Source organism: Agromyces sp. NPDC058064 (assembly GCF_042885275.1).
Taxonomy (GTDB): Bacteria; Actinomycetota; Actinomycetes; order Actinomycetales; family Microbacteriaceae; genus Agromyces.
The window spans coordinates 1,001,673-1,021,492 of the sequence record NZ_JBHVSE010000002.1 but is presented as its reverse complement, the minus strand read 5'-3'; the positions used below and the strand labels follow the sequence as shown (position 1 = coordinate 1,021,492).

At 73.1% G+C, this 19,820-nt stretch carries 12 protein-coding genes; 5 read left to right on the top strand and 7 right to left on the bottom strand.

Features of this window, described 5'->3' with window-relative positions; all coding sequences use genetic code 11:
* Positions 1-17: 17 nt before the first annotated feature.
* The 4 genes from ligA to ACFVSL_RS10575 form a co-directional block, all read right to left on the bottom strand.
* Positions 18-2,366, bottom strand: a complete 2,349-nt coding sequence (gene ligA / locus ACFVSL_RS10590; protein ID WP_386940845.1) for an NAD-dependent DNA ligase LigA — start codon at positions 2,364-2,366, stop codon at positions 18-20.
* A gap of 47 nt (positions 2,367-2,413) precedes the next feature.
* Positions 2,414-3,538 carry a tRNA 2-thiouridine(34) synthase MnmA gene (gene mnmA / locus ACFVSL_RS10585; RefSeq protein WP_386940843.1) on the bottom strand — a complete coding sequence of 375 codons (1,125 nt, stop codon included), beginning with the start codon at positions 3,536-3,538 and terminating at the stop codon, positions 2,414-2,416.
* A 43-nt stretch (positions 3,539-3,581) separates the two neighbouring features.
* On the bottom strand, positions 3,582-4,109 hold the full coding sequence (locus tag ACFVSL_RS10580; RefSeq protein ID WP_386940841.1) for a DUF1269 domain-containing protein: 528 nt from the start codon (positions 4,107-4,109) through the stop codon (positions 3,582-3,584).
* Between the two features lie 141 nt (positions 4,110-4,250).
* Positions 4,251-5,504, bottom strand: a complete 1,254-nt coding sequence (locus tag ACFVSL_RS10575; protein ID WP_386940839.1) for a cysteine desulfurase family protein — start codon at positions 5,502-5,504, stop codon at positions 4,251-4,253.
* Positions 5,505-5,602: 98 nt separating this feature from the next.
* Here ACFVSL_RS10575 and glgX point away from each other — a divergent pair, with 98 nt between their 5' ends.
* Positions 5,603-7,690, top strand: coding sequence for a glycogen debranching protein GlgX (gene glgX / locus ACFVSL_RS10570; RefSeq protein ID WP_386940837.1), 2,088 nt, complete (start codon positions 5,603-5,605; stop codon positions 7,688-7,690).
* Complete coding sequence (gene ybaK, locus ACFVSL_RS10565) at positions 7,690-8,190, top strand: Cys-tRNA(Pro) deacylase (protein WP_386940835.1); 501 nt, start codon at positions 7,690-7,692, stop codon at positions 8,188-8,190. The genes glgX and ybaK overlap by 1 nt, the downstream gene beginning before the upstream one ends.
* Positions 8,191-8,208: 18 nt before the next feature.
* On the opposite strand, the gene glgP is transcribed toward ybaK, so the two are convergent.
* On the bottom strand, positions 8,209-10,791 hold the full coding sequence (gene glgP, locus ACFVSL_RS10560; RefSeq protein WP_386940833.1) for an alpha-glucan family phosphorylase: 2,583 nt from the start codon (positions 10,789-10,791) through the stop codon (positions 8,209-8,211).
* Between the two features lie 86 nt (positions 10,792-10,877).
* Between glgP and ACFVSL_RS10555 the strand changes: the two genes are divergently transcribed.
* Both ACFVSL_RS10555 and glgB read left to right on the top strand, forming a co-directional pair.
* Positions 10,878-12,890 carry an alpha-1,4-glucan--maltose-1-phosphate maltosyltransferase gene (locus ACFVSL_RS10555; protein ID WP_386940831.1) on the top strand — a complete coding sequence of 671 codons (2,013 nt, stop codon included), beginning with the start codon at positions 10,878-10,880 and terminating at the stop codon, positions 12,888-12,890.
* Positions 12,890-15,091, top strand: a complete 2,202-nt coding sequence (gene glgB / locus ACFVSL_RS10550) for a 1,4-alpha-glucan branching protein GlgB (RefSeq protein WP_386940830.1) — start codon at positions 12,890-12,892, stop codon at positions 15,089-15,091. The genes ACFVSL_RS10555 and glgB overlap by 1 nt, the downstream gene beginning before the upstream one ends.
* Positions 15,092-15,142: 51 nt before the next feature.
* Here the strand turns inward: glgB and ACFVSL_RS10545 are convergent, their stop codons facing one another.
* Together ACFVSL_RS10545 and ACFVSL_RS10540 are read right to left on the bottom strand one after the other, a co-directional pair.
* Positions 15,143-16,090, bottom strand: a complete 948-nt coding sequence (locus ACFVSL_RS10545; RefSeq protein ID WP_386940829.1) for a tetratricopeptide repeat protein — start codon at positions 16,088-16,090, stop codon at positions 15,143-15,145.
* A complete protein-coding gene (locus ACFVSL_RS10540; RefSeq protein WP_386940827.1) occupies positions 16,087-18,009 on the bottom strand; it encodes a hypothetical protein in 1,923 nt (640 codons plus the stop codon). Before ACFVSL_RS10540 ends, ACFVSL_RS10545 begins: the two co-directional genes overlap by 4 nt.
* 183 nt (positions 18,010-18,192) lie before the next feature.
* On the opposite strand from ACFVSL_RS10540, the gene ACFVSL_RS10535 reads away from it, so the two are divergent.
* Positions 18,193-19,806: a DivIVA domain-containing protein gene (locus ACFVSL_RS10535; RefSeq protein WP_386940825.1), complete on the top strand. Its 1,614-nt coding sequence runs from the start codon at positions 18,193-18,195 to the stop codon at positions 19,804-19,806.
* The last annotated feature ends 14 nt before the right edge of the window (positions 19,807-19,820 follow it).

The window sequence follows — 19,820 nt, the reverse complement described above, 5'->3', positions numbered from 1 at the left end:
GCCACGACCGCCGTCGCTCAGCCGAGCGCTGCCGGCCCTTCGCTCACCAGCACGGCGAACTGCGCCGCGTCGAGCACCCGGATGCCGAGCTCCTCGGCCTTCGCGAGCTTCGACCCGGCCCCCGGCCCTGCGGCGACGAAGTCGGTCTTCTTCGAGACGCTCGACGCCGCCTTGCCGCCCGCGGCGATGATCGCCTCCTGGGCGCCCTCGCGGGTGAACCCCTCGAGGCTGCCGGTCGCGACGACGGTGAGGCCGGTGAGCACTCCCCCGGCCGCGGCGGCCGCGCCCGGACCCGGGTGGCCGGGCGTCGCCCATTGCACGCCCGCCGCCGTCCATCGGTCGACGATCTCGACGTGCCAGTCGACGCCGAACCAGTCGATCAGCGAGTCGGCGATGATGCCGCCCACCCCGTCGACCTCGGCGAGCTCGTCGCGCGACGCCGCGCGGACGGCGTCGAGCGAGCCGAACCAGTCGGCGAGCGCGCGCGCCGCGACGGGCCCGACGTGGCGGATGTTGAGCGAGACGATGAGACGCCAGAGCGGCTTGGTCTTCGCCTTCTCGAGCTCGGCGAGGAGCTTCGTGGCCGCCTCGGACGGGCCCACCTCGCGGAAGTCCTTCTTCACGCCCGCCGCGCGGCGCTCGCCCGGCGTCAGCTGCTCGGTGCCGGGCGGATACGTGATGCGCACCTTCTGGAAGGGCGCGCGTCGCACCGGCTCGCCGCTGGCCTCGTCGATCTTCGGCTCGCCCGTCTCTGCATCGCGCACGACGACCTCGATGGGCACGAGCTCGTCGAGCGTCAGGTCGAAGAGGCGCGCCTCGGTCGCCAGCGGCGGCTCGGAGGGCACCGAGGGCTGGGTGAGCGCCGCGGCGGTGACCTCGCCGAGCGCCTCGATGTCGAGGCCCCCGCGCGAGCCGATGTGCTCGACCCGGCCCCGGACCTGCGCCGGGCAGGACTTCGCGTTCGGGCAGCGGAGGTCGATGTCGCCCTCCTTCATCGCCCGCAGCGGCGTGCCGCACTCGGGGCAGCGCTCGGGCATGTGCCACTCGACCTCGCTGCCGTCGCGCAGCTGCTCGACCGCGCCGAGGATCTCGGGGATCACGTCGCCCGCCTTGCGGAGCACGACCGTGTCGCCGATGAGCACGCCCTTGGCGCGCACCACCTGCTGGTTGTGCAGCGTCGCCTGCCGCACGGTCGAGCCGGCGACCTTCACGGGCTCCATCACGGCGTAGGGCGTCGCGCGGCCGGTGCGGCCGACGCCGACGACGATGTCGAGGAGCTTCGTGTGCACCTCCTCGGGCGGGTACTTGTAGGCGATCGCCCAGCGCGGCGCGCGGCTCGTCGCCCCGAGCTCGGCGTGGAGCTCGAGTTCGTCGATCTTCACCACGATGCCGTCGATCTCGTGCTCGACGTCGTGGCGGTGCTCGCCCCGGTCGACGATGTAGTCGGCGACGTCGTCGACCGACAGGAACACGCGGGAGTGCGGCGAGACCGGGAGCCCCCAGGAGGCGAGCAGCCCGTAGATCTCGGACTGCGCCTGGACCTCGGGGGACGCCCACGCACCGATGCCGTGCAGGTAGAGCGAGAGCCGGCCGAGCCGTTCGCGCATGAGCTCGAGCTCGAACCCGCTCTTCTTCTCGCGTCGCTGGCGCAGGCTGCCCGCCGCGGTGTTGCGGGCGTTCGCGAACTCGGGGTAGCGCGTCGGCACCGCGTCGGCGGGCCGGCCCTTCGCGAGCCACTCGGCCTCGAACGCCGCCTGCAGCGCGTGCTGGCGCTCGTTCAGCGCCTCGAAGTCGACGGTGCGGAGGAAGACCTCGCCGCGCACCTCGAAGAAGGGCGGGTACCCGGAGCCCTCGAGCCGTCGCGGGATCACGGGGATCAGGTCGATGTTCTCGGTGATGTCCTCGCCGACCCGGCCGTCGCCGCGGGTCGTCGCCGTCTCGAGCACGCCGTCGCGGTAGGCGAGGCTGATCGCGAGGCCGTCGATCTTGAGCTCGGAGAGCCAGTGCACGGGTCGCCCGGCGGCGGCCTGCGCCTTCGCCGCCCACTCGCGGAACTCGTCGATGGAGAACACGTTGTCGAGGCTCAGCATGCGTTCGGCGTGCTCGTGCTCGGGGAACCCGGCCGACACGACCGCGGCGCCCACCTGCTGCGTCGGGCTGTCCTGCCCGGCGAGTTCGGGGAACGCGCGCTCGATCGCCTCGAGCCGGTGGAACGCGGTGTCGTACTCGGCGTCGGAGAGCGGCGAGTCGCCGTCGCCGTAGTAGGCGAGCCGCGCGCCCTCGATGCGCGCCGTGAGCGCGTCGGCCTCGGCTCGTGCTGCGTCGAAGTCGGTCGGAAGGTCGTTCTCGGCGGGGGTCTCGCTCACATCGCCATCCTATGAGCCACCCCCGACGGCGCGTCGGCGACGGGCGGTCACGCCTCGACCGGCACCGCGCTCACCGTGCGGTCGATGGTGAACTGGCCGAGCACGCGGGTGCCGACGTAGATCACGGCCGTCTGGCCGGGGGCCACGCCGTCGAGCGGCTGCACCGGGGTCACGACGAGCTCGCCCGCCTCGAGCACGGCAGACGCGGGAACGGGGTCGGCGTGCGCCCTGATCTGCACCTCGCAGTCGAACGGCTCGCCGTCGGCGGTCACGAGGCCGGATGCCACGGGGCCGAGGCCGGCCCAGGAGTAGCGCGACCCGGCGATGAGCCCGATCGCGAGCGCCTCCTTCGGGCCGACGACGACCGTGTTCTCCTTCGGGCGCACCTCGAGCACGAATCGCGGCTTGCCGTCGGCCGCCGGCGTGCCGAGGCGCATGCCGCGGCGCTGGCCCACGGTGAACGCGTGGGCGCCCTCGTGCGAGCCGACGACGGCGCCCGAGCGGTCGACGATGTCGCCCGTCTCGGTGCCGACGCGCTCGGCGAGCCAGCCCTTGGTGTCGCCGTCGGGGATGAAGCAGATGTCGTACGAGTCGGGCTTCTGCGCGACGCTGAGTCCGCGCTCGGCCGCCTCGGCGCGCACGAGCTGCTTCGAGGCGGTGTCGCCGAGCGGGAAGTAGGCGTGGGCGAGCTGCGCTGCGGTGAGCACCCCGAGCACGTAGGACTGGTCCTTCGACTCGGCGTTCGCGCGGTGCAGCTCGAGCGCGCCCGACTCGCCGGTGACGACCTTCGCGTAGTGGCCGGTCGCGACGGCGTCGAAGCCGAGCGCGAGCGCCTTCTCGAGGAGGGCGGCGAACTTGATGCGCTCGTTGCAGCGCATGCACGGGTTCGGGGTGCGCCCGGCCGAGTACTCGGCGATGAAGTCGTCGACGACGTCGGCCTTGAAGCGCTCGGAGAAGTCCCACACGTAGTACGGGATGCCGAGCACGTTCGCGGCGCGCTGGGCGTCCATCGAGTCCTCGATGGTGCAGCAGCCGCGGCTGCCGGTGCGGAGGGTGCCGGGCATGCGGCTGAGCGCGAGATGCACGCCCACGACCTCGTGCCCGGCCTCCACGGCGCGCGCAGCGGCGACGGCGCTGTCGACGCCGCCGCTCATCGCTGCGAGAACCTTCACCCCTCCAGTGTAGGCAGGCCGCCTGAACGGATGCCCCGCGGCCTCACTCGTACGCTTCGTCGAGCTCGTCGTCGAGCTCGTCGCGGTCGACCGCGAGGTCCTTCCTGGTCACCTTCGCCGCCTTCGCGAGCAGCGTCGCGACCTCGTCGGCGTCGGACGGGTCCACGACCACGACGATCCCGGCGCTGCCGGCGTCGAGGGTCTCGCTGATCGCCGCGAGGTCCTTCGAGGGCGACTTGCGGGCGAAGTGCCCGGCGATCGCGCCGATGCCGGCCCCCGAGCCGCCCGCGACCACGAGCGCGCCGCCGAGCGCGACGGCGGGGAACAGTGCCACCGCGAGTCCCGTCGCGAGGCCGACGCCGAGGCCCGTCCTGGCGCTGTGGTGTCCGCTGAGCTCGCGCTCGACCACGGTGAGCTCGCCGCCGAGCCCGCGTCGGATCAGTGCCGCGTCGAACGACTCGTGCCTGTGCTCGGAGTCCTTGAAGTGCGCCGCGACCTCGGCGAAGTCGGTCTTCGCCGTCGCCTCGTCGTCGTACTGCGCTGCGATCGCCGCAACCCGCTGATCGGTCATTCCACGCCCCCCGGTTCTCGCCGGCGACCTCGGTGCCGCCGGACTGCATGCGAGTGTCAGCCGCAGCCTAGGACGGGCGCGACACCGCGTGCATCACCCGATTCGGGTGACGGTGACGGTGTCGGCAGGATCGAGCGGGGTTCAGCGGTCGAACGAGGTCGCCCTGGCCGCGAGACCGGCCTTCGCGGCCTGCGCGTGCGCCGCGGGCAGCGCCGCGAGGAACGCGTCGACGTCGGCGTCGGTGGAGGTGTGCCCGATCGTGATGCGCAGGGCGCCGCGGGCGTCGGCCTCGCTCCGGCCCATCGCGATGAGCACGTGGGAGGGCTCGGGCACGCCCGCCTGGCACGCGGAGCCGGTCGAGACGGCGACGCCGGCCGCATCGAGGAGGAAGAGGAGCGAGTCGCCCTCGCACCCCGGGAAGGAGAAGTGCGCGTTGCCCGGCAGCCGGACGGAGGCCCCCGGGCCGAGGGCGCCCGACAGGCGCGCCTCGGGCACCGCGGCCCCGACCCCGGCGACGAGCCGGTCGCGCAGCGCCGACATCCTCGCCGCATCGTCGCCCAGCCGTGAGGCGACCGCCGTCGCCGCCGCCGCGAACGACGCCGCGGCCGCGACGTCCTGCGTGCCGGAGCGCACCTTGCGCTGCTGCCCGCCGCCGTGGATCAGCGGCTCGACCGCGGCCGAGCGGTCGAGGACGAGCGCACCGATGCCGGCGGGCCCGCCGATCTTGTGCGCCGAGACGCTGAGCGCGACGAGCCCCGCCCCGCGCGGCGCCGCGGTCGCCCGGCGGAGGCCGTGGAAGTCGACCGGCACCTGCCCGTACGCCGCGATGGCGTCGACGTGCAGCGGCACGCCGGCTTCCGCGGTCAGGCGCGCGACCTCCTCGACGGGCTGGATCGTGCCGACCTCGTTGTTCGCCCAGAGCATCGTGACGAGTGCGACGGAGGCCGCATCGCGGGCGAGCTCGTCGGCGAGCACGTCGAGCCGGAGGCGGCCCTCCTCGTCGATCGGGAGCTCGACGACCTCGGCGCCCTCGTGCTCGGCGAGCCACTCGACCGCGTCGATCGTGGCGTGGTGCTCGCCCGCGGGCACGAGGATGCGGGTGCGTGCGGCGCCGCTCGCCCCCGTCCCGGTGTGCGCGGGCGTGCGCCGCTGCCACCAGAGGCCCTTGATCGCGAGGTTCACCGCCTCGGTGCCGTTGCCGGTGAACACGATCTCGATGCCGTCGGCACCGAGCGTCGCCGCGATCTGCTCGCGGGACTCCTCGAGCAGCCGCTTCGCCTGCTGGCCCGCGCTGTGGATCGAGGCGGGGTTGCCCACCACGGCGAGCGCGGCGGTGAGCGCCTCGACGGCCTCGGGCAGCATCGGCGTGGTCGCCGCGTGGTCGAGGTAGACCATGCACCCTCCCGAGAGCTCCGACGAACAGGCGGGATGCTCCGGCGCGCCGCCTGCACGCGCTTGCAGGCCGATCGCCCGCAAGAACTACTGTAGAACGCATGCCAGCGCCCGACGCCCTCGACGCCCTCGGCGTCCGCGCCGGCGCCGACGGCGGGCGGATCCGCGTGTGGTCGGAGCATGCGAGCGCGATCGACCTCGTCGTGTTCGACCCCGACGACCTCGACTGGGCGGTCGAGCGCACGCCGCTCTCGCGCGACGCGCACGGCGTGTGGTCGGGCGAGTCGGCGCGGCTCGTGCCCGGCGCCCACTACGGACTCCGCGTCGACGGACCGGCCGACTTCGACCACGCGTTCAACCCCGTGCACACCCTGCTCGATCCCTACGCGCGCGGGCTCGCCCGCGCCGACGACGGTTCGTGGCGCGGCGTCGTGCTGGGTGCGCTCGAGGAGTCGGGCTTCGACTGGGGCGGGGTGCAGAAGCCCCGGGTACCGCTCGACCGCACCGTCGTGTACGAGACGCACGTGCGCGGCTTCTCCAGGCTCAACGAGGCGGTGCCCGAGGCGTTGCGCGGCACCTACGCCGGACTCGCCCACGACGCCTCGCTCGAGTACCTCACCGGCCTCGGGGTGACGACCGTCGAGCTGCTGCCCGTGCACGCGTTCGTCTCGGAGGAGCGGCTCGTGCGCCAGGGGCGGGTGAACGCCTGGGGCTACAACACGCTCGCCTTCTTCGCCGCGCACGCGCCGTACGCGAGCGCCGCGGCGCAGGCCGAGGGCGCGCACGCGGTGCGGCGCGAGTTCGCCGGCATGGTGCGACGCCTGCACGAGGCGGGCCTCGAGGTCGTGCTCGACGTCGTCTACAACCACACCGCCGAAGAGGGCAGGCAGGGGCCGACGTACAGCTTCCGCGGCATCGACAACGCGAGCTACTACCGGCACGACGCGCACGGCCGCTACGTCGACACGACGGGCTGCGGCAACACGCTCGACTTCGGGCACGAGGCCCCCGTGCGGCTCGCGCTCGACTCGATGCGGTACTTCGCCGAGGAACTCCAGGTCGACGGGTTCCGGCTCGACCTCGGCGTGACCCTCGGACGCGACGACCACGGCGGCTACTCCCCCGGGCACCCGCTGCTGCAGCGCATGCTCGCCGACCCGGTGCTCGGGGCGGCCAAGCTCATCGCCGAGCCGTGGGACGTCGGCCCCGACGGCTGGCAGACCGGCAACTTCCCGGCCGGCTTCAGCGAGTGGAACGACCGCTACCGCGACCGCATGCGCGACTTCTGGCTCGGCGACCTGCGCCGCGAGCGCGAGACGGGCTCGGCCGGCAGCGGCATCGGCCGCTTCGCCACCCGCCTCGCCGGCTCGTCGAACACGTTCTCGCAGGAGCGGGGCCCACTCGCGAGCCTGAACTTCGTGACCGCCCACGACGGGTTCACCCTCGCCGACCTGACGGCGTTCGACGTCAAGCACAACCTCGGAAACGGCGAGCAGAACCGCGACGGCACCGACAACAACAACTCGTACAACCACGGCGTCGAGGGCGAGGCGCAGGACCCCGCGATCCGGGCGGCCCGCCGTCGCAGCATCCGGAACCTGCTCGGCACCCTGCTGCTCTCCGCCGGCGTGCCCATGCTCACCGCGGGCGACGAGTTCGGCCGCACCCAGCGCGGCAACAACAACGCGTACTGCCACGACTCCCCGCTCAGCTGGCTGGCGTGGGCCGCGGAGGACCGCCCTCGCTTCGCCGGCGAGCTGCTCGCCACGACGCGGCACCTGCTGCGGCTCCGCGCCGAGAACCCGGCACTGCGCCCGATCCGGTTCGGGCGCAGCGGCGAACGCATCCCGAGCGCATCGCAGATGGACTGGTTCAACGCCGACGGCGAGACCATGGACGCCGACGACTGGAACTCCCCCGCCGAGCGGACCCTCCAGTACCTGGCCGCCTCGACCCCCGAGACCGAGGCGCCCAATCGCATCCTCCTCGTCGTGCACGCGCGCGAGACCGCGACCGAGGTCGTGCTGCCCGCCGCGCCGGGCGTCACCGGGTACACGCTGCTCTGGGACTCGGCCGAGGAGTCCCCGGCCGGCGGCCGCGGCGACGACCCGGCGACGCACGGCCCCGGCGAGCGCATGGCGGTCACCGGGCCGTCGATGCGGCTGTTCCGCGCCGAGGGCGACGCGTGATGGCCAGGCGCACGGATGCCTCCGCGGCCGGCACGCCCGCGACGCTCGCCCTCGCCCGCGCCGGGGTCGCGTTCACGGCGCTCGCCTACGAGCACGACCCGCGTGCCCAGGCGTACGGGCTCGAGGCCGCCGAGAAGCTCGGCCTCGACCCCGACCGGGTGTTCAAGACCCTGCTGGCGCAGATCGACGGCGAGCTCGCCGTCGGCATCGTGCCGGTCGCCCGGCAGCTCGACCTCAAGGCGCTCGCGGCGGCGCTCGGCGGCAAGCGCGCCGAGATGGCCGACCCGCGCCTCGCGGAGCGCAAGACCGGCTACGTCGTCGGCGGCATCAGCCCCATCGGGCAGAAGACGCCGCTGCCGACCGTGCTCGACGAGTCCGCGATCCTGTGCGAGACGATCTACGTGTCCGGAGGCCGCCGCGGCCTCGACCTCGAACTCGCACCCGACGACCTCCTCGACGTCACCGGCGGCCGTTTCGCCTCGATCGCCCGCGACCGCTGAGCCCGGTCGACGTCCGGCTCAGCCGGCGACGGCGACGAGGCCGAGCTCCGAGGGATCCGCGAGCAGCGGGTGCGCGGGCACGACGCGCACCGTGTAGCCGAAGGAACCGGCCCGATCGAGGGTCACGGTGCCCTCCCAGCTGCCGCCGCCGGTGGCCGCGAGCGGCGTGCGCTCGGCATCGGCGAGGTCGTCGGCGGCCGTGCTGCGACCGGAGACGAGCTCGACGGCGACGTCTGCGACGTCGAGCCCGCCGAGCGCGACCTCGGCGCGCACGTGCAGCTCGTCGCCGACCGCGGGCTGGTCGAGGCCGCCCGATTCGACGTGCAGCACCGCGACCCGCGGCCAGGCGGCCCGCACCTTCGCCGCCCACGCGGCGAAGCCCCGCGCCGCCCGCGCGTCGTCGGCGCGCATGGTGCCGAACCGCGCGGCCGCGGGCCGGTAGAGGCGATCGACGTACTCGCGCACCATGCGGTCGGCCCCGAGCTCGGGAACGAGCCGGGCGAGGGTGGTCCGGAGCATCCGGACCCACTCGGCCGGGACCCGGTCGGCGTCGCGCTCGAAGTACCCGGTCTGGGCCGGGTCGGCCGCGGCCGGCCGATCGTAGAACGCGGGCACGATGCGGTGCTCGAGGAGGTCGTAGAGCGCCGCCGCCTCACGGGCGTCGCGTTCGGCCGCGTCGCCGGCCGAATCGGCCGACGGGATGACCCAGCCGAAGTCGTCCGCGGCGAACTCGGCCCACCAGCCGTCGAGGATCGAGAGGTTGAGCGCGGCGTTCATCGCCGCCTTCATGCCGGAGGTGCCGCACGCCTCGAGGGGGCGCAGCGGGTTGTTCAGCCAGACGTCGCAGCCCGGGTAGAGGGTCTCCGCCATCGCCATGTCGTAGTCGGGCAGGAAGACGATGCGCTCGCGGAGCCCGGGTCGGGCCGCGAACTGGACGAGCTGCTGGATGAGCCGCTTCCCCTCGTCGTCGGCGGGGTGCGACTTCCCGGCGATCACGAACTGCACCGGCCGTTCGGGGTCGGTGAGGATCGCCGTCAGGCGCTCGGGATCCTGGAGCATCAGGGTGAGCCGCTTGTACGTCGGCACCCGCCGGGCGAAGCCCACGGTGAGCACCTCGGGGTCGAGGGCGCCGGTGATCCAGTCGGGTGCGGATGCCCCGGGGTGCTGCTCGACGAAGCCCGCGGCGAGCCGGCGGCGGGCGTCGTCGACGAGGCGGGTGCGCATCTCGCGCTTGACCGCCCAGAGCTCGGCGTCGGCGAGCGCCGGGCTCAGCCAGTCGGCGTGCTCGCTGTCGTCGGTGCCGAGGGCGCGTTCGGCGAGCGCGACGAGCGCCGGGTCGGTCCACGTGGGCGCGTGGACGCCGTTGGTGATCGAGGTGATCGGCACCTCGTCGGCGTCGAAGCCCGGCCACAGCGCGCCGAACATCCGCCGGCTCACGGCGCCGTGGAGCTCGGAGACGCCGTTGGCGTGCCCGGCGAGGCGGAGCCCCATCATCGCCATGTTGAAGGCGCTCGTCGCCGGGTCGGAGCCCGGTTCGACGCCGAGCGCGAGCGCGTCGGCCGGGTCGACGCCCGGCAGCAGCTCGGCCGTGACGTAGCGTTCGACGAGGGCGCGGTCGAACCGGTCGATGCCCGCGGGAACGGGCGTGTGCGTCGTGAACACCGTGCCCGAGCGCACGAGCTGGAGCGCCTCGTCGAAGGCCAGGCCCTCGCCGATGTAGCTCGAGATGCGCTCGAGGCCGAGGAACCCGGCGTGCCCCTCGTTCATGTGGAACACCTCGGGGTCGGGCGAGCCCGTGAGCTCGGACCACGCGCGGATCGCCCGCACCCCGCCGATCCCGAGCAGCAGCTCCTGCAGCAGCCGGTGCTCGCTACCGCCGCCGTAGAGCCGGTCGGTGACGCCTCGCAGCTCGTCGGCGTTCGGGGGGACGTCCGTGTCGAGGAGCAGCAGGGTCACCCGGCCGACCGCGGCCTTCCACACGCGCGCCGCGAGCATCGCCCCGCCGGGCAGCGCGATCGAGATCTGGACGGGACTGCCGTCGGGGCGGCGGAGGACGCTCAGCGGCAGTCCGTCGGGATCCTGCACGGGATACCGCTCCTGCTGCCAGCCGTCCGACGAGATCGACTGCGAGAAGTAGCCCGCCTTGTAGAAGATCCCGACGGCGACGATCGGCACCCCGAGGTCCGAGGCCGCCTTCAGGTGGTCGCCGGCGAGGATGCCGAGTCCGCCCGAGTACTGCGGCAGCGCGGCGGCGATGCCGTACTCGGGCGAGAAGTAGGCGACGAGCCGGGGCGTCCCGGCGCCGAGCCCCTGGTACCAGCGCGGCTCGGCGAGGTAGCCGCGCAGGCCGTCGCGCTCGGCGTCGGCCCAGGCCACGTATTCGTCGTCGCCTGCGAGCGCATCGAGCCGAGCGGGGTCGACCTCGCCGAGGAAGGTCACGGGATCGCGCTCGGAACGAGCCCACCCATCGGGGTCGATGTGCGCGAAGAGGCGTTTCGTCGGCTCGTGCCAGGCCCAGCGGAGGTTCGCCGCGAGCTCCTCGAGGGCGCCGAGGCGGGCGGGGACGACGGCACGGACGGTGAACTTCCGGATCGACTTCACTCCCTCAGACTAGGAGGCGACCGTGTCGAACGTGTGAACAGCGTGCTGCGGGGTTCAATCGCCGGGCGACGCGCTACGGTCGGAACGTGAGCATCGCTTCCCCTCTCGCCGGCCGCATCCCCGTGACCCGGATCACCCCGGCCGTACCCGATCCACGCTGGCGTCCGAAGGCGTTCGACGGCGAGGTGGTGCCGTTCCGGGCGACGGTCTTCCGCGAGGGCCACGATCGCGTCGGGGCGATGCTCGTCATCACGTCCCCGTCGGGCGCCGTGCGGCGCGAGCGCATGGCGCCGATGGCGCCCGGCACCGATCGGTGGGAGGCGCTCGTGCGGCTCGACGAGCTCGGCGAATGGCGCTGGCACGTCACGGGCTTCGACGACGAGGTCGCGACCTGGCGTCACGACGCCGCCGTGAAGATCGACGCGGGGGTCGACGCCCTCCTCATGTTCGAGATCGGCGCGCGACTCCTCGACCGCGCCGCCGCCGAGACCGCACGGCCGAAGGCCGTGCGCACCCGGATCGCGGCGCTCGCCGGGCGACTGCGCGACCCCGGGGCATCCGTCGCCGACCGCCGGCCGCTCGTCGACGACCCGCTGCTCGCCGAGTTCGACGCCCGCCCGCTCGCACGGCTCTCGAGCGATTCGGCCGAGCACACGATCGTGGTGGAGCGCCGCCACGCCGGCGTCGGCGCCTGGTACGAGTTCTTCCCGCGCTCGGAGGGCGCCCGGCGCCTGAAGGACGGCACCTGGCGGTCGGGCACCTTCCGCACGGCGCAGCGGCGCCTCGACGCGGTCGCCGCGATGGGCTTCGACGTCGTCTACCTGCCGCCGATCCATCCCATCGGCGTGACGAACCGCAAGGGCCCGAACAACACGCTGACCCCGGGTCCGGGCGACCCCGGCTCGCCGTGGGCGATCGGCGGTCCGATGAAGGACGGCAGCCCGGGCGGCCACGACGCCGTGCATCCCGACCTCGGCACGCTCGCCGACTTCCGCGCCTTCGTGCGCCGCGCGAATGCGCTCGGCATCGAGGTCGCGCTCGACCTCGCACTCCAGGCCTCGCCCGACCACCCGTGGGTGGCCGAGCACCCCGACTGGTTCACGCAGCTGCCCGACGGCACGATCCGCTACGCGGAGAACCCGCCGAAGAAGTACCAGGACATCTACCCGGTGAACTTCGACGACGACCCGGAGGGCATCTTCGACGAGGTCCTGCGCATCGTCCGCCACTGGATGAAGCAGGGTGTGCGCATCTTCCGCGTCGACAACCCCCACACGAAGCCCCTCGAGTTCTGGGAGCGGCTGATCGGCGCCGTGAACGCGGACGACCCGGGCGTCGTGTTCCTCGCGGAGGCGTTCACCCGCCCGGCGATGATGCAGGCGCTCGCGATGGCCGGTTTCCAGCAGTCGTACTCGTACTTCACCTGGCGCAACACGAAGGCCGAGCTCGAGGAGTTCCTCACCTCCGTCTCGCAGGAGACGGCCGACTTCATGCGTCCGAACCTCTTCGTGAACACGCCCGACATCCTCACCGAGTACCTGCAGTTCGGCGGGCCCGCCGCATTCACGGTGCGCGCGACGATCGCAGCGACCGCGGCGCCGCTCTGGGGCGTCTACTCGGGCTTCGAGCTGTTCGAGTCGGTCGCCCGCCCCGGCGCGGAGGAGGCGATCGACAACGAGAAGTACGAGTACAAGCCCCGCGACTTCGCCGCCGCCGAGGCGGCCGGCCGCTCGCTCGCCCTCTACCTCGGCATCCTGAACCGCATCCGCGCCGAGCATCCCGCGCTCGGCCAGCTCCGCAACCTGCGCTTCCACGCCAGCGACGACGACTCGGTGCTCGTGTACTCGAAGCACCTCGACGGGCGGTTCACGCCCGACGGCGTCGACGACACCGTCATCGTCGTCGCGAACGTCGATCCGCACTCCGTCCGGGAGACCACGGTGCACCTCGATCTCACGGCGATCGGGCTCGACGACGACGCGGTCGTCGAGGTCGACGACCTCGTCACCGGCGCCACCTGGACGTGGGGCGCCTCCAACTACGTGCGGCTCGACGCCTTCACCAGACCCGCGCACATCCTCCACGTGAGAAGGACCTGATGCCTGAACCGATCACCGCGCCCGCCGTCGCCGACGAGCTCCTCGCCGCCGTGGCCGAGGGGCGGCACGCCGACCCCCACTCGGTGCTCGGCCAGCACGGCTTCGCGCGCGGAGGCGAGCCCGGGCCCTTCACCGCGATCCGCACCCGCCGTCCGCTCGCCGACTCGGTCGACGCGGTCCTCGCGGGGGGCGAGGTCCTGGCGCTCGAGCACGTGGGCCACGGCATCTGGGCGGGAGCCGCGGCGTTCGGTCCGAGCGACTACCTGATCCGCGCCCGCTACGCCGACGGCGGGGAGTGGATCGCGGACGACCCGTACCGCTTCGCCCCGACCATCGGCGAGCTCGACCTCCACCTGATCGGCGAGGGCCGCCACGAGGAGCTCTGGCGAGCGCTCGGCGCGGCGCACCGCGAGCACTGGGGCGTCTCGGGCTCGATCAGCGGGACCGCGTTCACCGTCTGGGCGCCGCGCGCCCGCGCCGTTCGGGTCGTCGGCGACTTCAACCGCTGGGACGGCGCGGGGCACGCGATGCGCAGCATGGGCGCGAGCGGCGTCTGGGAGCTCTTCGTGCCCGAGCTCGAGCCGGGGGCGCGCTACAAGTTCGAGCTCCTCACGGGCTCCGGCGACTGGATCATGAAGGCCGACCCCATGGCGCGGCGCGCCGAGCAGGCGCCCGCGACGGCCTCGGTCGTCGACGTCAGCACGTACGAGTGGGGCGACGCCGACTGGCTGTCGCATCGCGCCGCGACGAACGCGCACGAACGCCCCATGTCGATCTACGAGCTGCACCTCGGCTCGTGGCGGCCGGGCAGGGGCTACCGCGACGTCGCCGACGAGCTCATCGAGTACCTCGGCTGGCTGGGCTACACGCACGTCGAGTTCATGCCCCTCGCCGAGCACCCCTTCGGCGGGTCCTGGGGCTACCAGGTGACCGGCTACTTCGCCGCGACCAGCCGGTTCGGCTCCCCCGACGACCTCAAGCACCTCATCGACCGCCTGCACCGCGCCGGCATCGGCGTGATCATGGACTGGGTGCCCGGGCACTTCCCGAAGGACGAGTGGGCGCTCGCCCGCTTCGACGGCGAACCCCTCTACGAGCACGCCGACCCCCGGCGCGGCGAGCAGAAGGACTGGGGCACCCTCGTCTTCGACTACGGCAACCCCCGGGTGCGCAACTTCCTCGTCGCGAACGCCCTCTTCTGGCTGGAGGAGATGCACGTCGACGGGCTCCGGGTCGACGCGGTGGCATCCATGCTCTACCTCGACTACTCGCGCGCCGACGGCGAGTGGCTGCCGAACGTGCACGGCGGCCGCGAGCACCTCGAGGCGATCGCCTTCCTCCAGGAGGCCACGGCGACCGCGTACAAGCGCAACCCAGGCATCGTGATGATCGCCGAGGAGTCGACGTCGTGGCCGGGCGTCACCGCCCCGACCTCGTCGGGCGGGCTCGGCTTCGGCTACAAGTGGAACATGGGGTGGATGCACGACTCGCTCGAGTACGTCCGTCGCGACCCGATGCACCGCTCGCACCACCACCACGAGCTGACCTTCTCGTTCCTCTACGCCTTCAGCGAGCACTTCATCCTGCCGATCTCGCACGACGAGGTCGTGCACGGCAAGGGCTCGCTCGTGCGGAAGATGCCCGGCGACCACTGGCAGCAGCTCGCCAACGTGCGGGCCTACCTCGCGTTCATGTGGGCGCACCCCGGCAAGCAGCTGCTGTTCATGGGCCAGGAGTTCGGGCAGCTCAGCGAGTGGAGCGAGGAGCGCGGCCTCGACTGGTGGATCCTCGACCAGCCGAGCCACCGGCAGCTCGCCGAGTTCGTCGGCGCGCTGAACCGCCGCTATCGCGAGACGGCGGCGCTGTGGCAGCTCGACGACGACGCCGCCGGATTCGAATGGGTCGAGGGCGGCGCCGCGGCCGAGAACGTGCTCGCCTTCCTCCGCTTCGACCGGGAGCGACGCCCGCTGCTCTGCATCGTGAACTTCGCCGGGCGGCCCCACGAGGGCTTCCGGCTCGGCCTGCCGTTCACCGGCCGGTGGCGCGAGGTGCTGAACTCGGATGCCGCGGAGTTCGGCGGCTCGGGCGTCGGCAACATCGGCGGCGTCGACACCCAGCCGGTGCCGTGGGCCGGGCGCCCCGCCTCGGCGAGCTTCACCCTGCCGCCGCTCGGCGCGGTCTGGTTCGAGCTCGACGCCTGACGCGTGAAGGCGGTGCCGTACGGCACCGCCTTCACGACGTGGTCGCTCGGCTCAGTAGAGCAGGCTCGCAAGGCGACGACGGGCGGCCGCGACACGGGCGTCCTCGGTGCCGACGACCTCGAACAGCTCGACGAGTCGTTCGCGCACGAGCTTCTGGCCGTCGGCGTCGAGCGCGGGGAACATCGAGAGGAGCCGGTCGAACGCGTCGTCGACGTGACCGCCCGAGACGTCGAGGTCGACGACGTCGAGCTGCGCGGCGAGGTCGTCGGGCGCACCGGCGGCCGCCTGGCGGATCTCGTCGAGGGTCTTGCCCGCCAGTCGGCCGAGGAGGTTCACCTGGGCCAGTCCGGCGACCGCGAGCGCATCCCGCGGGTCCTGCGCGATGGCGGTGCGGTACGCCGCGGCGGCCGCGTCGTAGTCGCGACGTTCGATCGCGTCGTACGCCTCCTGGTGCAGCGGGGGCAGCGGCGCCTCGACCGGCTCGGGCGCGGTCGCCTCGGCGTCGCCCTCGCCGGGCTCGACGCGGCCGGCCACGCCGTGCTGGGCGCCGAGCTCGAGCAGCTGGTCGAAGAGCTGCGAGATGACGTCGTCGGGCTGCTCGCCCGCGAAGAGCGGCACCGGCTGCCCTGCGACGAGCGCGACGACCGTCGGGATCGCCTGCGCCTGGAACGCCTGCACGAGCTGCGGGCTGCGGTCGGCGTCGGCCGCGGCGAGGACCAGTCGGCCGTCGCGGGCCCGCACCAGTCGTTCGAGGGCTCCGAGGAGCGCCTGCGACGGCTCGCTCCACGAGGCCCAGAGCGCGACGACGACGGGAACCGTGCGCGAGAGTTCGAGGACGGCGCCGAAGCCGGCGTCGTCGGTCTCGACGACGATCCGGTCGGCCGACGACGGCGCGTGCGCCCCGGTGGGGGCTGCGGCCGACTGCTGACGCTGCACGAGCGACGACAGGTCGACGGCGCCGCGGAGGGCCGCCCCTGAGGGAGGAATCGGGTTCGTCACTTGACCTCCGCTGCTCGGATGAGACTCTCGGACCAGCCGAGGAGTTGGATCTGCGCGTTCTCGCCCGCGCTGACGCCGGGGACGTAGAAGAGCAGTTGGATGCCGCTCGCCCGCGAGACGCCCTTGGCGCTCTGCTCGGTGAAGCCCGACAGCGCCGCGGCGCTGCCGCCCTCCTGGAAGCCGGTGGTGCCGCCGTCGTTGGGCACGCTATTCTCGCCGCGGAGCACGTCGACCGCGACGATCGCACCGGCGTCGATCGTGCCGAACGAGATCGGCGGCATCGATCCCGCGGCCGTCGAGACGGTCAGCGTCGCCGTCGGGTTCTCGGTCTCGGCCGCCTTCTTGCGGGTCGCGGCGTTGAGCGCCTCGTCGAGATCGGAGTCGTCGAGGGCGAACATCGGGGCGAAGGCGCTCTCCGCACCGTTCTGCAGGATGTCGGCGTAGGCCGCGGCGACCTGGCCCGTGGGCATCACGAGGCCCTTGTACTCGGGCGAGATCGGCGGGGCGCCGATCGAGGCCGGGGCGACCTCCGGCACGTCGGTGTCGGGCACGAGCGCCGTCTGGGAGATGACGTGGTAGTTCTCTCGGGGAGTCTCCTGCACGAGCACGAGCGCCGTCGGCGCGATCGTCTCGTCATCGGCGTTCTTCGCGATCGTGAGCACCGTGCGGGGCCAGCCCGTGGACTGCTGCGGGAGGGTGAGCGTCACCGGGGCGGCGGGGATCGCCGGCGGAAGCGGGTGGTCGGGAAGCGTGCCCCGGATGGTGTAGTTCGCCGCACGGGCCTCGAGCGGCGGGCCCACGAACCGCTCGGCGGCGGCGGTGGCGTCGCGGGACTCGTCGACCTCGCTCGTGAAGACCGCGAGGCGGCGCATGATCCGCTCCATCTGCGGCACCGTCACGGCCGGTTCGACGGTCGGCGCCTCGGGATCGACCTCGGCCTCGGCCTCGGCGTCGCCGGAGGCGGGCGGCGTCGCCGGCGCGGTCGTCGCCGGGGCGCCCGCGCCGTCGAAGCTCGGCCAGTAGTCGGCCGAGCATGCGGAGAGTGCGAGGGCGGGCACGAGCAGGGCGGGCACGATCGCGACCCGCTTGGCGCGCCCGATGGCACGGCGGCCGCCGCCGGCGACCTGGTTGCGGGTCGGCTTCGGGGCGCTCGGGAGCCGGCCGCGCGGGCCCTTCGGCAGGTTGCGTCGCGGACCGCGCGATCGCTTGTGACGGATGAACCCCGACGCGAGCAGGGCGAGCCCGACGAGGAAGACGAGCGCGCCGCCGACGATCAGCGGACCGGCCCACGGCGTCACGGTGTCGGTGGGCCAGTCGAGCGACACGCGGGCGGGCGCCGGGGAGAGCCCGTCGGACGCGACGAGCACGGAGATGCCCTCGGGGACGTCGATGGTCGTGGTCACGAAGCGGTCTCCGGTGAACTCGTCGAGCCAGAGGTCGGAACCGACGGGGGTCGCCGCCGCGAGCGCCTCGGGGTCGGGTGCGGCCTCGGTCGCAGCCGGCGTCTCGGTCGCCGCCGGAGCCGGGGTCGCGGTCGGTGCGGGGGTCGCGGGCGTCTCGGCCGGGGTCTCGGCCGTGAGGTCGTCGCCCGGCGCGGCGGTGACCGTCTCGGTCACGAGCGCCTTCTCCTCGGGGTCGTAGCCCACGGACACGTAGGGGATCTCGCCGAGCCACGCCTCGATGTCGGTCGTGCGGCCGTAGGAGATGAAGACGGGCCCGTCGCCCGTCACCGAGATCTCCTGCTTGCCCGGGTTCGCGGCCAGCGCGTCGGGACCGATCACGAGGAACGCGCTCTCACCGTCGGACTCCGCCGACATCGAGACCCGATCGGGTTCCATGAACACCGTGCGTTGGGCGATGCCGAGCCCGATCATCACGGCCGCGGCGACGAAGGCCACGATTGCGAGGGCGAAGCGCACGAACAACCTCCAAAGCCGCGCGTGGCGGCATCCGACAAAGACATTCCACACTACCGGCTGAGTCTGTGAGTCGCCTCACCGAACGCTGGCAACGAGCGGACCCCGAGGCATCCCGAAGCCCCGTACAATCGGAACGATTCCCGCATGAGCCCCCACAAACGCGGGACACGACCCGGAGGAAGCATGGCCGTCGAAGAGACCGAGTTCACACAGGTGTTCCGCGGATACGACAAGGACGAGGTCGACAAGGCCATCAACGGCCTTCGTCGCGACATCATCACCGCGAACAACCAGTCGTCCGACTCGGTGAAGGAGAACAAGCGCCTGCTCGCGCGCATCGAAGAGCTCACCGCAGAGCTCGAAGAGGTCGGCAGCCCGACCTTCTCGGGCCTCGGCACCAAGCTCGAGAACACGCTGCGCGTCGCCGAGGAGCAGTCGACCCGCCTCATCGCGCAGGCCGACATCGACGCCGAGAAGCTCCGCCGTGCCGCCGAGGACGAGGCGCACCTCATGCGCTCCGACGCCCACGAGCTCGCCGAGCGCACGCTCACCGAGGCGCGCGCCCAGGCGAACCGCGTGCTCGAGAACGCCCGCGTCGAGGCCGACGACATGGTCGCCCGCGCCCACGAGACGAGCGAGCAGCTGCGCCAGGACGCCGCTCGCGACGCCGCCGCGATCCGGGGCGCCGTCGCCACCGAGACCGCCGAGCTGCGCACCACCGCGAAGCGCGAGTCCGCTGCGCTCGTGTCGGCCGCCGAGCGGAAGTCCTCCGAGATCCTCGTCGCCGCGAACACCGAGGCGAGCGAGGCGCGCGCCACCGCCGCCGGCCTCACGCAGGAGACCGAGCAGACGCGCGCGGAGGTCGCCATCGAGCTCGACCGCGCCCGCGCCGAGCTCGCGAAGGAGACCGAGCAGGCCCGCATCGACCTCGCCCGCGAGACCGAGCAGTCCAAGCTCGACCTCGAGCGCGAGTCCGCCGAGGCCCGCTCCGACATCGACGCCGAGATCACCGAGCGCCGTGCCGCCCTCGTGCACGAGCTCGAGCAGGCGCGCACCGACCTCGACCGCGAACTCGCCGGCAGCCGTGCCGAGCTCGCCGAGCAGCGCGAGCAGGCCAAGGTCGACCTCGAGCGCGAGGCCGAGGCCGCGCGCCTCAAGCTCCAGCACGAGCTCGACCGCATCCGGGCCAAGCACGCCGCCGACCTCGACCAGATGCGCGCCGACCTCGCCCTCGAGCAGGAGCAGGCCCGGGCCGACTTCGACGCCGAGTCCGAGCAGTCGCGCATCGACCTCGACAACCAGCTCACCGCGATGCGCAAGAAGACGACGCACGAGGTGAACCGGATGCGTCGTGAGATCGAGAAGGCGCACCTGGACCTCGAGTCCGAGCTCACCGCGAAGCGCGACGAGTCCGAGCAGGAGCGCCTCACAGCGCACCAGGAGGCCGTCGCCCAGACGCAGCAGTTCCTCGAGGACGCGAATGCCGAGCTGGCCGAGGCCGTCGCCCGCACCGCGGCGAGCCGCGCCGAGGCCGAGCGACTCGAGACCGAGGTCCGCTCCGAGATCGCGGGCGTCCGCGACAAGGCCGACGAGGAGGCGCGCGAGCGCGTCGCCGCCGCGCACGACCAGGCCCGCAAGCTCATCGCCGACGCCGAAGAGCGCACGCGCGCCCTCGTGGCGGACGCGGAGGACCGCCTCTCGCAGATTAGGATCGAGCGCGACGCGGTCGCCGGCTACTTCGAGAGCCTGCGCGGCGTCCTGACTCAGGCAGAGCAGATCGCCGCCGAATCGAAGTAGACCGGCCCGAAGGA

What these genes read in the sequence shown, in the direction of transcription:
- ACFVSL_RS10580 (WP_386940841.1), bottom strand. Translation starts at nt 4,109, where the DNA reads ATGACCGATCAGCGGGTTGCGGCGATCGCAGCGCAGTACGACGACGAG.
- ACFVSL_RS10575 (WP_386940839.1), bottom strand. Translation starts at nt 5,504, where the DNA reads ATGGTCTACCTCGACCACGCGGCGACCACGCCGATGCTGCCCGAGGCC.
- glgX (WP_386940837.1), top strand. Translation starts at nt 5,603, where the DNA reads ATGCCAGCGCCCGACGCCCTCGACGCCCTCGGCGTCCGCGCCGGCGCC.
- ybaK (WP_386940835.1), top strand. Translation starts at nt 7,690, where the DNA reads ATGGCCAGGCGCACGGATGCCTCCGCGGCCGGCACGCCCGCGACGCTC.
- glgB (WP_386940830.1), top strand. Translation starts at nt 12,890, where the DNA reads ATGCCTGAACCGATCACCGCGCCCGCCGTCGCCGACGAGCTCCTCGCC.
- ACFVSL_RS10535 (WP_386940825.1), top strand. Translation starts at nt 18,193, where the DNA reads ATGGCCGTCGAAGAGACCGAGTTCACACAGGTGTTCCGCGGATACGAC.